Genomic DNA, 14,528 nt, shown 5'->3' with positions numbered 1-14,528 from the left:
GTTGCGCCGACCAATCCATCGCCCTACGCTGATGCGTGCGCCGCCGGGATCCGGGCGGCGGCTGTCGGGCTGCAGCCGCCTTCCCCTGTCACGTCCCACCCCTGTCGGGCACCGGGGGTCCTCCCTGAGGAAGGCCATGAAGACTCGACTCTCCGCCGCCGGCGCGGCCCTGCTCGCGCTGCTCGTCGCCGTGCTGGCGTTCGGCCAGCCGGCGCACGCCGCGGCCGGTTTCACCGTCGCGGGCGGCAAGCTGTACGACGCCAACGGCACCGAATTCATCATGCGCGGGGTCAACCACGCGCACACCTGGTACCCACAGCAGACCAGCTCGTTCGCCGACGTGAAGGCGCTCGGCGCGAACACCGTCCGGGTGGTGCTCTCCAGCGGCGACCGGTGGACCCGCAACACCAACGCCGACGTCGCCAACGTCATCTCGCTGTGCAAGGCCAACCGGCTGATCTGTGTGCTGGAGGTGCACGACACCACCGGCTACGGCGAGCAGAGCGGCGCGATCACCCTCGCCCGGGCCGTCGACTACTGGCTCAGTCTCGCCGACGTCCTGGCCGGCCAGGAGAAGTACGTCATCGTCAACATCGGCAACGAGCCCTACGGCAACCAGAACTACGCCTCCTGGGCCACCGACAACGCCAACGCGATCACCCGGCTACGCGCCGGCGGTCTGACCCACACGATCATGGTGGACGCGCCGAACTGGGGGCAGGACTGGTCGTTCACGATGCGCGACAACGCCGCCTCGGTCTTCGCCGCCGACCCGGCCCGCAACACCGTCTTCTCCATCCACATGTACGGCGTCTTCGACACCGCCGCGGAGATCAGCGACTACCTGGGTCGCTTCCGGGCGGCCGGCCTGCCCATCGTGGTCGGCGAGTTCGCCTTCAACCACTCCGACGGCGACCCCGACGAGGACACCATCCTCGCCTACAGCCAGGCCAACGGGATCGGCTGGCTGGGCTGGTCGTGGAGCGGCAACGGCGGCGGCGTGGAGTATCTCGACATGGCCACCGCCTGCAACCCGGCCGGCCTGACCAGTTGGGGCCAGCGGATCTTCAACGGCGCCAACGGCATCCGGCAGACCGCCCGGGAGGCCAGCGTCTTCGGCGGCACCACTCCGCCACCCACCACTCCACCGCCCACCACTCCGCCGCCGACGACCCCGCCGCCGACCACGCCCCCGCCGGCCGGTGGGTGCACGGCGACGTACACGGTCATCGGCCAGTGGCGGGGCGGCTTCCAGGGTGAGGTGCGGGTGACCGCCGGCGCGACCGCGATCACCGGCTGGAGCGCCCGGTGGACCTTCGCCAACGGCCAGAGCGTCAGCCAGTCCTGGAACACGACGCTGACCAGCAGCGGAGCCGCGGTGACCGCGCGCAACGTGGCCTACAACGGCCGGCTGGCCGCCGGCGCCAGCACCAGTTTCGGCTTCCTCGCCAGCTGGACCGGCAGCAACGCCAGGCCGGAGGTGAGCTGCACCGCGAGCTGATCGACGCGCAGGTGGCCGGGCCCGCACCGGGCCCGGCCACCGTGCTCAGCCGTGGTCGGTGCTCCCGGCCAGGTTAACGATGACGACCCCGGCGATGATCAGTGCGATGCCGGCGAGTTTGGCCAGCCCGACCGGCTCATCCAGGAAGACCGCGCCGATCGCCACGATGGTGGCGGTGCCCAGGCCGGACCAGAGGGCGTACGCGACGCCCACCGGTATCTCCTTGACGGCCTGGGCCAGCAGAATGAACGCCAGCAGATAGCCGCCGAGGCAGGCCACCGTCGGCCCGATCCGGGTGAACCCGGCGGTGGTCTTGAGCAGGCTGGTCGCCAGCACCTCGGCGGCGATGGCGATCCCCAGCAGCACGTACGCCATGCGGTCCTCAGTCCTGAGTGTTCGGTGGGTCGGTCGGTCCGGGTTCGGCGGCGAGCCGGGCCGCCCGCACCATGAGGTAGCGATGCTCGGGCAGGCTGCTCGTCCGCCCGGCGGCGGCCCGGTAGTCGGCGATCGCCCGGGCTCGGTCGCCGGCCATCTCGTGCAGGTGCGCGCGGGCGGCGGAGAGCCGGTGGTGCCCGGCCAACCGTGGGTCGTCGGCCAGCGCGTCGAGAGCGGCCAGGCCGGCTGCCGGCCCGTGCACCATGGCGGCCGCCACGGCCCGGTTGAGCGCCACCACCGGGCTGCCGGAGAGCTGTTCCAGCACCCCGTAGAGCGCCAGGATCTGCGGCCAGTCGGTCGCCTCGGTGCTCGACGCCTCGTCGTGCAGCGCGGCGATGGCGGCCTGAACCTGGTACGGGCCGACCGGCCCGCGCGGCAGCGCACGGGTGACCAGCGCGACGCCCTCGGCGATGGCCGAGGCGTCCCAGCGGGCGCGGTCCTGGTCGGCCAGCGAGATCAGCTCACCGGACGGCCCGGTCCGCGCCGGGCTGCGCGCCTCGGTGAGCAGCATCAACGCCAGCAGGCCGGTCGACTCGCTGTCGTCGGGCAGCAGCGTGTGCAGCGCGCGGGTCAGCCGGATCGCCTCCGCCGCCAGGTCGACCCGGCGCAGGTCCGGGCCGGTGGTGCTGGTGTGCCCCTCCGTGAAGATCAGATAGAGCACCTGCCGTACGGCGGCCAGCCGGTCGGCCCGCTCCGCCGGCTCCGGCATCCGGAACGGCAGCCCGGAGGAGCGGATGCGCTGCTTGGCCCGGCTGATCCGTTGCGCCATGGTCGCCTCGGGCACCAGGAACGCGCGGGCGATCTCGGCGGTGCTCAGCCCACCGACCGCCCGCAGGGTCAGCGCGACGGCCGACGCGGGCATGAGCGCCGGGTGGCAGCAGAGGAAGAGCAGGACCAGGGTGTCGTCCCGTTCGGCGGTCAACTCCTCGTCCGCCGCGGGCGCGTGCTGGCGGTCGTCCGGGTCCCGGCGGGCGACCAGGTCCTCGCGGCGGCGCCGCGCCTGCTCGCCGCGGACCAGCTCGATCATCCGGCGGTAGCCGACCTGGATCAGCCAGCCGCGCGGGTTCGCCGGCAGCCCGTCCGCCGACCACTGGGTGGCGGCGGCCAGCAGCGCCTCCTGCACCGCGTCCTCGGCGGTGGCGAAGTCACCGAACCGGCGGGCGAGCACACCGAGGACCTGCGGCGCCAGCTCGCGCAGCAGGTCCTCGACGCGGGGATCGGTGGTGGCCAGCCCTCACAGCTCCTGGGCTGGGGCGGACATGATCGGGTGCACCTCGATCGGCATGTTCAGCGGCCGGCCGCCGGGGCCGGGTGCGGTGGAGATGTACGCGGCCAGCTCCACCGCCCGCTGCGGGCTGTCGCAGTCGACGATCCAGAACCCGGCGAGGAACTCCTTCGTCTCGGCGAACGGTCCCTCGGTGACCACCGGCGCCCCGCCCTCACCGGCGCGGACGATCCGCGCCTGCTGCGGGCCGCCGAGGCCCTGCCCGTCGACCCACTCCCCGGCCGCGGTGAGCTTGCCGTTGACCTCACCCATGAACCCGATGTGCGCCTGGATCTCCTCCGGAGTCCAGGTGTCGATGCCCGGGAAGTCGGTCCCGGCGGCGCTGAACTGCATCAGCAGCATGTACTTCACGATTCGCTCCTCACGCCTGCGCACCATCTTCGGTGCTCTCACCCTGAGGTAGAAGCAGCCGGCACCGTTCTCGACACCCCGGCCAGAGATGTTCCGGGAATTTTCTCAGTCGATGGCGTCGACCTCCAGCACCAGGCTCTGCTCCGGATGCAACGCGGGCACCTGCACCCCCACCCGGGCCAGTGCCGCCCCGCTGAGGGTGACGCCGCCGGCCAGCCAGGCCGGCGCGGACCGGTCGATGGTCGCCGGGGCCGGCACGTCCGACACCGGTCGCACCCGGTACCGCCGGCCCGGGTCCAGACCGGGCAGCCGGACCGCGCCCGGGGTCTGCGCCACCGAGGTGGCCAGCCGGGCCACCGCGTACACCGCTCTGGTGCCGTCGTGGTCGACCACGCCGTGCGCCCAGACGGCCGGGTCCGGATGGTCGACCCGGACCACCCGGCCGGCGTGCAGCAGCGGACGCAGCCGCTTGTGCAGCGCGACCCAGGCGGCCAGCTCGGTCTGCTCGACGGCGCTAATCGACGCGATGTCCCACTCGATGCCGTGGTGGCCGAAGAGCGCGGTGGCTGCCCGGAAGCCGAGGTCGTGCACCCGGTGGGTGGTGTGCGAGCGTTCCGGCCCGACGTGCGTGCCGATCAGCTCCGGTGGCAGCAGCAGCCCCGTCCAGCGCTGGATGCTGAGCCGTTCCAGGGCGTCGTTGCAGTCGCTGGCCCAGACCCGGTCGGTGCGCGCCAGGATGCCCAGGTCCACCCGGGCGCCGCCGGATGCGCAGCTCTCGATCTCCACGCCGGGGTGGCGGCGGCGCAGCTCGTCGAGGAGCCGGTAGACCGCCAGGGTCTGCCCGTGCACCCCGGGGTGGCCGTGGTGCCCGGCCTCGGTGAGGTCCCGGTTGTGGTCCCACTTGAGGTAGCTGATGCCGGGGTGCTCGGTGAGCAGTTTGTCGAGCCGTTCCAGCAGGTGGTCGTACGCCTCCGGGCGACCCAGGTCGAGCACCTGCTGGTTGCGCCAGAGCGGCGGCAGCCGCCCCGGCACGGCCAGCAACCAGTCGGCGTGCGCGCGGAACAGGTCGGAGTCGGGGTTGACCATCTCCGGCTCCACCCAGAGGCCGAACTCCAGACCCCGACCGGTCACGTGGTCGATCAACGGTTGCAGGCCGTCCGGCCAGACGCCCTCGTCGACGAACCAGTCGCCGAGCCCGGCGGTGTCGTCGCGCCGGCCGCGGAACCAGCCGTCGTCGAGCACGAACCGTTCGACGCCGATCTGCGCGGCCCGGTCGGCGAGCGCCCGCAGCCGGTCCAGGTCGTGGTCGAAGTAGACGGCTTCCCAGACGTTCAGGGTGACCGGGCGGGGGGAGCGTGGGTGCCGGGGCCGGGCCCGCAGGTGGGTGTGCAGCACGTCGCTGAGCCCGTCCAGCCCGGCGTCGGACCAGACCGCGTAGAGCAGGGGAGTGGCGTACGACTCGCCGGGGCCGAGCCGGACCTCGCCGGGGGCCAGCAGCTCACCGCCGCCGAGAGTGGACTCGCCGGTGGGCCGGCGCTCGGCGAAGGTGACGTGGTCGCCGCTCCACGCGGTGTGCACCGCCCAGACCTCGCCGTGGCCGAAGCCGAACCCGGCGGTGCCGGCCACCAGCAGCAGGGTGGCGTCGTGCCCGGTGCGCCCGTGCCGGCCTTCCCGGACCCAGCTGCCCAACTGCCACGAGTGCCGCTGCGGGGACCGCTCCCGGCACCACCGGCCGGTCAGGTCGAGCAGTTCGGTGGCGACCGCCGGCACCGGCAGCACCGGGGTCAGTTCGCGCAGCTCGTACGCGTCGTCGCCGTCGTTGCGCAGCCGGTGGCGCAGCAGCAGCAACCCGGTCGGGTCCACCTCGATCTCGATGGTCAGGGACAGCTGTGCGTCCGGGTCGCTGGCCCGTACGGTCACCCGTGCCGAGCCCTCGTCGGCGGGTGGTTCGACGTCGAGGCCGTCCAGGCGGAAGGCGGTGGACCAGCCGGTGCCGCCGCGGTGCCCGGCCAGACCCGGCCGGCCGCTCCAGCCGGCGCTCGGCTCAGGCAGCAGGGAGAGCACGGTCGGCTCGTCGAAGCTGCTCGGCACCACCGGCGGTACGGTCGCGTCGACGAGCTGGCGCAGGTCGTCGTCGTCGAGGTCGCCGATGTCGCCGCCCCAGTGCGCGATCCGGGGCAGCCCCGGGCCGCGCGCGTCGAGCACCAGGCTGGTCCGCGCGCGGCGCAGGTGCAGGATTGTCATCCCTTTGAGGCTCCCAAGGTCAGGCCCCGGACGAAGTGCCGCTGGAGCATAAAGAAGATCACCAGAGTGGGGATCGCGACGAGCACGCTGCCCGCCGAGACCAGGTTGTTGTCGGTGAAGAACTCGCCGCGCAGGTTGTTCAGCGAGCTGGTCACCGGGAACTTGTCGCCGGTGCGCATGAGGACGGTGGCCCAGAAGAACTCGTTGTAGATCCAGGTCACCTCCAGGGTCGCCAGCGCGGCCAGGGCCGGCCGGCACAGCGGCATGGTGACCTGCCAGTACTGCCGCCAGATGCTCGCCCCGTCGACCATCGCCGCCTCGTACAGGTCGCGGGGCAGCGCCTTCATGTAGTTGCTGAGCACGAAGACGCAGAACCCGCACTGGAAGGCCACGTTGATCAGGATCAGACCCCAGTAGCTGTCGTAGAGCAGCTCGGAGTCGCTCATGAACTCCGGCAGTGGCACCTCGGTGAACAGCCGGAACAGTGGGATGAGCAGCGCCTGCTGGGGCAGCAGGTTGGCCGCGGTGAACACCCCGAGCAGCACGAGGTTGAGTTTCCAGCTGAACCGGGCGATGACGAACGCCACGCAGGAGGCGAGGAAGAGCGTCAGCAGCACCGCCGGCACGGTGATGTACACCGAGTTGAGGAAGTGCTTGCCGAACTCCGCGGTCCGCCAGGCGGTGACGTAGTTGTCGAGGGTCCAGCCGCCGAACGAGACGTAGCCGTTGGCGGCGGTGTACTCGTAGGAGCGCAGCGACGTGAGCACCGCCCAGGCGATCGGGAAGAGCCAGGTCAGTGCGACGGTGATGAGGAAGCCGTGCAGCAGCAGCCGGAGCGGGGTCAGCTTGCGGCGGGCCGGGGCCTCGACCCCACCCTCGGTACGCCGGGTCACGGTCGCCGTGCTCATTGCCGGTTCTCCCTCATCACGGTCGCCAGGTAGATGGTGATGAAGACCAGCGAGACGACCAGCATGATGGTGGCCAGCGCCGAGCCGAATCCGATCCGGCTCGCCTCACCCACCACGTTCTGGGTGACCAGGGCGGAGATCAGCTCCAATCCGTTGCGGCCCTTGTTGACCACCCAGACCAGGTCGAACGCGCGCAGTGACTCGATCACCGTCACCACCAGCACGATGATGTTGATCGGCCGCATCACCGGGAACACCACCCGGAAGAACGTCCTGCTCTCCGAGGCGCCGTCGACCGCCGCGGCTTCCCGCAGCGACGGGTCGACGCCCTTCAACCCGGCCAGGTAGAGCAGCATGATGTAGCCGACGTGCCGCCAGCCGGAGGCGACCATCACCGCCCAGATGTTGACGTTCGAGTCGCCGTACCAGTCGACGTTGCTGCCGAACACGGCGTTGATCAGACCCTGGTCGCGGGAGTAGAGCAGCTGCCAGACGAAGCCGATCAGCGCCAGCGAGAGCACCACTGGCAGGTAGAGTGCGGTCTGGTAGAAGCGGCTGCCGCGCAGCTCCTTGTCGAGCAGGACGGCCAGGAACATGCCGAACGGGCTGGCCACCAGGAACAGCGCCGCCAGCCAGAGCAGGTTGTGCTGGATCGCCGGCACGAACGGCGGGTAGATGTTCACCACGTCGCTGTAGTTGCGGGCGCCGACGAATTCGATCTCGTTGAGTGGGCCGATGCCGTCCCAGTTGGTGCCGGAGAGCAGCACGGTGGCCGCTGCCGGCAGCCAGACGAACCCGGTGACGAGCAGCAGCGGGACGAGCACCATCAGCGTGATGACCACGCGGTCGGTGCGGGACAGGAGCCGTAGCCGCCGGCGACGACCACCCGTGGGGGTGGTCGCGGCCGGCGAAGGCACGGCGCGATCCGCTTGGATCAGGGGCAGGTCGGACACGATGTCCTCCCCCTTCCGCCGTCAGTCGGTGAAGATCGACTTCTTCTGGTTCTCGATGCTCGAGGTGAGCCCGCCGATGTCCTTGGGGTCCTTGATGAACTGCTGGAGCGCCGGGATGATCACCGTGGAGGCGAAGTCCGGCCGGGTGTCCCGGTCGAGGAACTGGGCGATCTCGGTGGCCGACCCGACCAGCTCGGCCGCTTTCTTCTGCAGGGCGGTGTAGCCGCTGACGTCCGCGCCGGAGTTGGCGACCAGGGTGGCCGGGTCGTTCTTGACCGTGATGTCCGCGGCCGCCTTGCCGCCGAAGTACTCCAGCAGCTTCCGGGCGTTGTCCTCGTTCTTGGGCTTGCGGGCCATCATGTAACCGTCGATCGGGGCGTCCAGGGCCTTGGCGCCGATCGCCGGGTCGATCTCCGGGAACGTGAAGAAGTCGAGGTCGTTCTGCTCCTCGTTGCTGAACTGCTGGCCGACGAAGAGACCGAGCAGGTACATGCCGCTCTTCTTCTGCTGCAACGACTGCGCCGCCTCCTGCCAGGTGCGGCCGAGGCTGTCCGGCTGGTGCAGGGGGAGCAGGCCGGCCCAGGTGTCGAAGACCTTCTTGACCTTGTCGGAGGTCCAGGCCTCCTTGCCGGCCATCAGGTCGACGTGGAACTGGTAGCCGTTGATCCGCAGGTTGAGGATGTCGAAGGTGCCCATCGCCGGCCAGCCGTCCTTGTCGGCGAAGGCGATCGGGGTCAAGCCGTCCTTCTTCATCTGAGCGGCGAGGGTGGTCAGGTCGTCGAGGGTCTTCGGCGTCTGGTAGCCGTGCTGCTGCCAGACCGACTTGCGGTAGAAGACCGCCCACGGGTAGTACGACGCCGGAACGAAGTACTGCTTGCCATCGTCCCCGGTGGACGCCTTCTTGAAGGCGTCGGAATAGCCGGAGAGCTTGCCCCACACGTCGCTGATGTCGCTGGCCAGGCCCTTCTGGGCGAAGAAGCGCATCCGGTAGCCGGCGAACCAGGTGAACACGTCGTCCGGCTTGCCCTGCAGGTAGTTGTTGATGTTCTCCTGGAACGTGTTGTGGTCGACCGTGTTCACCGCGACCTGGACGCCGGACGAGGTCTTGAAACCGTCCGTGACCTTGGCGAGGACGTCCTTCGGCTTCGGGTCGGACTGGTTCGAGCCGAGGGACACCTCCTTCGACTCGGACCCGCCGGAGTCGTCGCCGCAGCCGGCGAGCAGGCCGGTGCCGAGCAGCGCGCCCGTGCCGGCCGCGCCGGCCAGCAGCGAGCGTCGGTTGATGCCGGCTACGGAGGGCGGTACGAGCCGAGCCAGGTACTCGGCTTGGGATCGGGGACGGGACATCTGTGCCTCCTGCGGATGAAGAGGTGCTACGCCCAAGGGCCGTCGGGGGTGGTGAAGGCAGGTTCAGCGCCGTGAATGCACATTCGGATCCCACGAGAATCCACAATGGCGAACACGAACGGCCATTGGGGCCTCAAGCTACCCGTCCGCCGGGCGCTGTCAAGAGGGCAATTCGCCTCCCGGAACCCAGTCGTGACACGGCCGTTACGTGGTAAACGTTGGAAAAGAAGTCGATGTTGGAACCTGTTGACTTTCGTGGGCTGCCGGGTGCAACCTCAGCTTTCATGCGGCGATGGCAGGGCAACGGCATCTATTTCGGCGGCGACTACAACCCCGAGCAGTGGCCTGAGCAGACCTGGTCGGAGGACGTCGAGCTGATGCGTCGGGCCGGGGTCAACCTGGTCTCCGTCGGCATCTTCTCCTGGGCCCTGCTGGAGCCCACCCCGGGCCGGTTCGAGTTCGGCTGGCTGGATCGGGTGCTGACCCTGCTGCACGACGGCGGCATCCAGGTCGACCTGGCCACCGCCACCGCCAGCCCGCCTCCGTGGCTGGCCCGCGCACACCCGGAGACGCTGCCCCGCCGGGCCGACGGCGCGATCCTCTGGCCGGGCGGGCGGCAGGCGTACTGCCCCAGCTCCCCGGTGTTCCGGGAGCGGTCGCTGGAGCTGGTACGCGCGGTCGCCGGTCGGTACGCCGAGCACCCGGCGGTGGTGATGTGGCACGTCTCCAACGAGCTGGGCTGCCACAACGTGCACTGCTACTGCGACGTCAGCGCCGAGGCGTTCCGCGACTGGCTGCGCGAGCGGTACGGCGACCTGGACCGGCTCAACGACGCCTGGGGCACCGCGTTCTGGAGCCAGCGCTACGGCGACTGGGCCGAGATCAACCCGCCGCGCACCGCGCCGACCTTCGCCAACCCCACGCAGCAGCTGGATTTCCTGCGCTTCTCCTCCGACGAGCAGCGGGCCCAGCTGCGCGCCGAACGCGAGCTGTTGAAGACGCTGGTCCGCCAGCCGGTGACCACCAACTTCATGATCGGCACCGGCATCAAGCACATGGACTACCACTCCTGGGCCGACGACGTGGACCTGGTCTCCAACGACCACTACCTGACCGCCGCCGACCCGCAGGCGCACCTCGGGCTGGCCCTCTCCGCCGACCACACCCGCGGCGTCGCGGGCGGTGATCCGTGGCTGCTGATGGAGCACTCCACCAGCGCGGTGAACTGGCAGCCGCGCAACGTGGCGAAGCTGCCGGGGGAGATGCGCCGCAACAGCCTGGCGCACGTCGCCCGGGGCGCCGACGGGGTGCTGTTCTTCCAGTGGCGGGCCGCCCGGGCCGGCGCCGAGAAGTTCCACTCCGCGCTGGTGCCGCACGCCGGGCCGGACACCAAGGTGTTCCGCGAGGTCTGCCAGCTGGGCGCGGACCTCAGGGCGCTGGCCGAGGTACGCGGCAGCCGGGTGGACGCCGAGGTGGCGATCCTGTTCGACTGGGAGGCGTGCTGGGGCGTCGAGCTGGACTCGCACCCCAGCGTGGACGTCCGCTACGCCGACCGGTTGACCGCCCTGTACGGCGCGCTGTGGCGGGCCGGCGTGACCGCCGACATCGTCCACCCGTCCGCCGGCCTCAGCGGCTACCGGCTGGTCCTGGCACCCACCCTCTACCTGGTCCGCGATGCCGACGCCGACGCGCTGAGCCGGTTCGTCGAGGCCGGCGGCACCGTGGCGATCACCTACTTCAGCGGCATCGTGGACGAGAATGACCACATCCGGCTGGGCGGCTACCCGGGCGCGTTCCGGGAGCTGCTCGGCGTACGGACCGAGGAGTTCTTCCCGTTGCGCGAGGGCGAGCAGGTGCGGCTGGACGACGGCAGCACGGCCGACGTGTGGACCGAGTGGCTGCACCCGGAGGGCGCCGAGGTGCTCGCCTCGTACACCGATGGGCCGTTGCCGGGCGTGCCGGCGCTGACCCGGCGCCCGGTCGGCGCGGGCGCCGCCTGGTACGTCGGCACCCGGCTGGACGAGCCGGCCACCGATCGGCTGGTCGCCCGGCTGCTCGACGAGGCCGGCGTCCGCCCGGCGGCGCCGGCGCCGACCGGGGTGGAGGTGGTCCGGCGCCGCGACGGTGAGCGAAGCTGGCTGTTCGCGATCAACCACACCGGGAGCGAGGTACGGCTCGCGGTGACCGGCACCGAGTTGTTGACCGGAGCACGGTGCGCCGGTGAGCTGACAGTGCCGGCCGGCGAGGTGGCCGTGGTCCGGGAGGATCGGGCTGACGGACCGGCCTGACCCGGTGACAGTCACGGCGCGAAGGAGGTTCCCCAGGTGCTCGCCCAGCAGCGGCAGACCGCCATCCTCGATCTGATCCGCCAGCGTGGCGGCGTACGGGTGAGTCAGCTCGTCAGCCGGTTCGGCGTGTCCGACATGACGATCCGTCGCGACCTGGAGGTGCTGGCCGAACGCGGGCTGGTGGACAAGGTGCACGGCGGCGCGACGCTGGCCGGGCCGGGCTCCGCCGAGGAGCCCGGCTTCGCCGCGAAGTCGATCCGCCAGCAGGCGGAGAAGCGGGCCATCGCCGAGCGGGCGGCGACCATGGTGGAGCCGGGGATGGCCATCGCGCTCTCCGCCGGCACCACCACCGCCGCGCTGGCCACGCTGCTCTCCGACGTGCGGGGGCTGACCGTGGTGACCAACTCGATCCCGGTGGCCGACGCGCTCTACCAGAATCCGCGCGCGGATCAGACGGTGGTGCTCACCGGCGGCATCCGTACCCCGTCGGACGCGCTGACCGGGCCGGTGGCCGAGGCGGCGATCAGCGCGCTCAACGTCGACCTGCTCTTCCTCGGCGTGCACGGGCTCAGCCCGCGGACCGGCTTCACCACGCCCAACCTGCTGGAGGCCGGGGTCAACCGGTGTCTGATCGGCGCGGCCCGACGGCTGGTGGTGCTCGCCGACCACACCAAGTGGGAGACCATCGGCATCGCCACCATCGCCCCCTTGGAAGCGGCCGACGTGTTGATCACCGACGTCGGGCTGCCGGCGGAGGCGCGTACCGCGATCGGCGAGCAGGTCGGCGAGCTGGTCGTCGTCCAGGCCAGCTGACGGCCCGCAGCTCCCAGCCGGTTGGTCCGCTGCCCGGGTCGTCGGGCAAAATGGGTGGCGACGCGACTGGCGGCACCTGGGATGGCAGAACCATCGGGGAGCTCATCGCGGGGGTCGACCGCCTGGGCTTCCGCGCCGAGGAGAGCCATGCCGTCAACCGATGAGCAGACCACCCCGCACACTGCCACTATGCTGCCGGGTCAGCCGGTGGCCGACGCGGTCCTCGCCGATGTTGCCGAGCGGGTGGCCGTGCTCCGCGCCGCTGGCGTCGTCCCGGCCCTGGCCACCGTTCTGGTCGGCGACGACGATGCCAGTGCCGGCTACATCGGCATCAAGCAGCGCCAGGCCGCCCAGTTGGGCTTCGCCTCGCCGCACCGCCACCTGCCCGCCGACGCCACGCAGGAACAACTCCACGAGGTGATCGCCGCCTTCAACGCCGATCCCGCCGTGCACGGGATCCTCGTCCAGTACCCGGTCCCCGACCACCTGGACTACGACGCGGCGTTGCAGAGGATCGACCCGGACAAGGACGTCGACGGCATGCATCCGCTGAACCTCGGTCGGCTCGCGCTCGGGCTGCCGGGGCCGGTGCCCTGCACGCCAGCCGGCATCGAGGCGTTGCTGGCCCACCATGGCATTCCGGTCTCCGGGCGCGAGGTGGTCATCCTCGGTCGCGGTGCCACGCTCGGGCGGCCACTCGCCACCCTCCTCGCCCAGAAGCGCCCCACCGCCAACGCGGCCGTCACCGTCGTGCACACCGGCGTCGCGGACTGGCCCCGATACACCCGCCGGGCCGACATCCTGATCGCCGCCGCTGGCGTACCCGGCATCATCCAGCCCGAGCACGTCAAAACGGGGGCCGTCGTCATCGGCGGCGGCGTGCGGTACGCGGGTCGGCGGCTGCTGCCGGACGTCGACGAGGCGTGCGCCGAGGTCGCCGGGGCGATCACCCCCCGAGTGGGCGGGGTGGGCCCCACCACGGTGGCCATGCTCTTCCGCAACGCCGTGGCCGCCGCCGAGCGTCAGGTCGGCTAGGGAGCATCGGCGGGCAGGCAGGGCCCGCGGTGGTCGGCCGGGCGCGCGCACCGCCGGCGACCGGGCATGATCCGGTCGCAGAACACCCAATGTCGTACGTGCTGCGCGTCCTCGGCCGAGACGGTGGCGCCGGTGACGTCGACCTGCGGCGTCGAGGCCAACGACCGGGCGATCGTACGGGCCAGGTCCAGCGCCCCGGCCAGGTCGGCGACCGTCACCGGCAGGTGGATCACGTGCCGGGGCGGCGGCTCCGCCGGTTCGGTGTACGCCTCCACGGCGAATCGCGGCAGCGGCGTGAAGAGCCCGCTGTACTGGTGTTCCCATCCCGGGCTCACCGCTGACGCCGCTCGGACCAGGCGCCCTGCCAGTCGCACAGCGCCCGCTTCACGCGGGCGTTCTCCCCGCTGAGCCGAGCCAGCCTCGTCGGCGGCGTCAAGAGCGGCACGTTCGGGCGCGCAACCCACTGATTCCGGTTGCACCCTTCCAGGCGGTGGCGTCAGTTGATCGACTCGGTATCGCGGATGTCGGGGTGTCCCGCGACCGGGATACCCCGATTTCGCTGATGTCGAGTTGATCAGCAAGGGGGAAGGGGCGGAGGTTTCAGGTTTTCCGGGCGAGACGGTGCTCGATGAGGACCTGGACACCGTCGAGGATCCGTTGCAGGCCGAACTGGTACAGCCAGTCCCGGTCGGCCTCGGGGTCGTCGGTCGACGCGAAGCCACCGCCGCTGAACGCGGCCATCAGCGCGGGGAACCGGGCCGGATCGATGATCCGGGTGAAGAGCGTCTCGTAAGGGTCGGCGTCGGCGATCGCGGTGGGCGCACCGGCCGCGTGGAACGTCAGGTCGGCGAAGCTGTGCGCCTGGATGAGCAGGATGGCCGACACCTTCTCGTTCTCGTCGAGCGGAGTCGGGCCCAGGGCGCGCAGGCCGTACTCGAACCAGCTGAGCTGGTGCGGGGTGGCGGGCGGGCCGAACATCGACAGCGTCTGCAGGATCCACGGGTGGCGGCGGAGCTTGCGGACCGCGGCCCACGACCAGCGGTCCAGGTCCGACCGCCAGCCCTGGCCGGTCACCAGGTCCGCGGGTGGGGGGCCGACGGCGGCGTCCTGCATGTGCAGGATCAGCTCTTCCTTCTTCGCGACGTGCCGGTAGAGCGACATCGTGGTGAACCCGAGGCTCTTGGCGACCCGGCTCATCGACACGGCGCCGAGGCCGTCGGTGTCGGCGACCTCGATCGCGGCGCCGACGATGCGCGCCAGCGACAGCCCCTCCCGTGCCTCGGGGGCGGGCTTGGCCGTCCAGACCGCCTCGAGCGGTGACATCGCGCGTTCCATGAGGGGTTGATCCTATACCCGGTGTATGGCATA

The 14,528-nt window shown here is 71.1% G+C and carries 13 protein-coding genes; 4 read left to right on the top strand and 9 right to left on the bottom strand.

What is annotated here, in order from left to right; all coding sequences use genetic code 11:
• The first annotated feature begins 136 nt into the window (after positions 1-136).
• Positions 137-1,501 carry a cellulase family glycosylhydrolase gene (locus tag ACFYPS_RS16100; RefSeq protein WP_354963014.1) on the top strand — a complete coding sequence of 455 codons (1,365 nt, stop codon included), beginning with the start codon at positions 137-139 and terminating at the stop codon, positions 1,499-1,501.
• Between the two features lie 45 nt (positions 1,502-1,546).
• On the opposite strand, the gene ACFYPS_RS16095 is transcribed toward ACFYPS_RS16100, so the two are convergent.
• The 7 genes from ACFYPS_RS16095 to ACFYPS_RS16065 form a co-directional block, all read right to left on the bottom strand.
• Positions 1,547-1,876, bottom strand: coding sequence for a multidrug efflux SMR transporter (locus ACFYPS_RS16095; RefSeq protein WP_354963013.1), 330 nt, complete (start codon positions 1,874-1,876; stop codon positions 1,547-1,549).
• 7 nt (positions 1,877-1,883) lie between these two features.
• Entirely contained in the window at positions 1,884-3,167 is a 1,284-nt protein-coding gene (locus ACFYPS_RS16090; RefSeq protein ID WP_354963304.1) for a sigma-70 family RNA polymerase sigma factor, read from the bottom strand.
• 3 nt (positions 3,168-3,170) lie between these two features.
• Positions 3,171-3,563, bottom strand: a complete 393-nt coding sequence (locus tag ACFYPS_RS16085; protein ID WP_354963303.1) for a YciI family protein — start codon at positions 3,561-3,563, stop codon at positions 3,171-3,173.
• 114 nt (positions 3,564-3,677) lie between these two features.
• The gene (locus ACFYPS_RS16080) at positions 3,678-5,816 is read right to left on the bottom strand and encodes an alpha-galactosidase (RefSeq protein ID WP_354963012.1); all 2,139 of its coding nucleotides are present in this window, start codon (positions 5,814-5,816) and stop codon (positions 3,678-3,680) included.
• Positions 5,813-6,724: a carbohydrate ABC transporter permease gene (locus ACFYPS_RS16075; RefSeq protein ID WP_354963011.1), complete on the bottom strand. Its 912-nt coding sequence runs from the start codon at positions 6,722-6,724 to the stop codon at positions 5,813-5,815. The genes ACFYPS_RS16080 and ACFYPS_RS16075 overlap by 4 nt, the downstream gene beginning before the upstream one ends.
• Entirely contained in the window at positions 6,721-7,677 is a 957-nt protein-coding gene (locus ACFYPS_RS16070; protein WP_354963010.1) for a sugar ABC transporter permease, read from the bottom strand. Before ACFYPS_RS16070 ends, ACFYPS_RS16075 begins: the two co-directional genes overlap by 4 nt.
• A 21-nt stretch (positions 7,678-7,698) precedes the next feature.
• On the bottom strand, positions 7,699-9,024 hold the full coding sequence (locus tag ACFYPS_RS16065) for an ABC transporter substrate-binding protein (RefSeq protein WP_354963009.1): 1,326 nt from the start codon (positions 9,022-9,024) through the stop codon (positions 7,699-7,701).
• A 284-nt stretch (positions 9,025-9,308) separates the two neighbouring features.
• On the opposite strand from ACFYPS_RS16065, the gene ACFYPS_RS16060 reads away from it, so the two are divergent.
• The 3 genes from ACFYPS_RS16060 to ACFYPS_RS16050 all read left to right on the top strand — a co-directional run bounded on the left by ACFYPS_RS16060 (position 9,309) and on the right by ACFYPS_RS16050 (position 13,160).
• Positions 9,309-11,312, top strand: coding sequence for a beta-galactosidase (locus ACFYPS_RS16060; protein WP_354963008.1), 2,004 nt, complete (start codon positions 9,309-9,311; stop codon positions 11,310-11,312).
• A 36-nt stretch (positions 11,313-11,348) separates the two neighbouring features.
• Complete coding sequence (locus ACFYPS_RS16055) at positions 11,349-12,125, top strand: DeoR/GlpR family DNA-binding transcription regulator (RefSeq protein WP_354963007.1); 777 nt, start codon at positions 11,349-11,351, stop codon at positions 12,123-12,125.
• Between the two features lie 147 nt (positions 12,126-12,272).
• Positions 12,273-13,160 (top strand): bifunctional 5,10-methylenetetrahydrofolate dehydrogenase/5,10-methenyltetrahydrofolate cyclohydrolase, encoded by an 888-nt coding sequence (locus ACFYPS_RS16050; protein ID WP_387325218.1) that lies wholly within the window; start codon positions 12,273-12,275, stop codon positions 13,158-13,160.
• Here the strand turns inward: ACFYPS_RS16050 and ACFYPS_RS16045 are convergent.
• Both ACFYPS_RS16045 and ACFYPS_RS16040 read right to left on the bottom strand, forming a co-directional pair.
• Complete coding sequence (locus tag ACFYPS_RS16045) at positions 13,157-13,393, bottom strand: hypothetical protein (protein WP_387325513.1); 237 nt, start codon at positions 13,391-13,393, stop codon at positions 13,157-13,159. The genes ACFYPS_RS16050 and ACFYPS_RS16045 overlap by 4 nt on opposite strands.
• A gap of 367 nt (positions 13,394-13,760) precedes the next feature.
• Complete coding sequence (locus ACFYPS_RS16040; protein WP_387325215.1) at positions 13,761-14,495, bottom strand: TetR/AcrR family transcriptional regulator; 735 nt, start codon at positions 14,493-14,495, stop codon at positions 13,761-13,763.
• Between the last annotated feature and the right edge of the window lie 33 nt (positions 14,496-14,528).

This window comes from Micromonospora sp. NPDC005087, assembly GCF_042872965.1.
GTDB lineage: Bacteria > Actinomycetota > Actinomycetes > Mycobacteriales > Micromonosporaceae > Micromonospora.
Note: the sequence above shows the minus strand (reverse complement) of the source record. Positions and strands in the feature narration are given on the sequence as shown.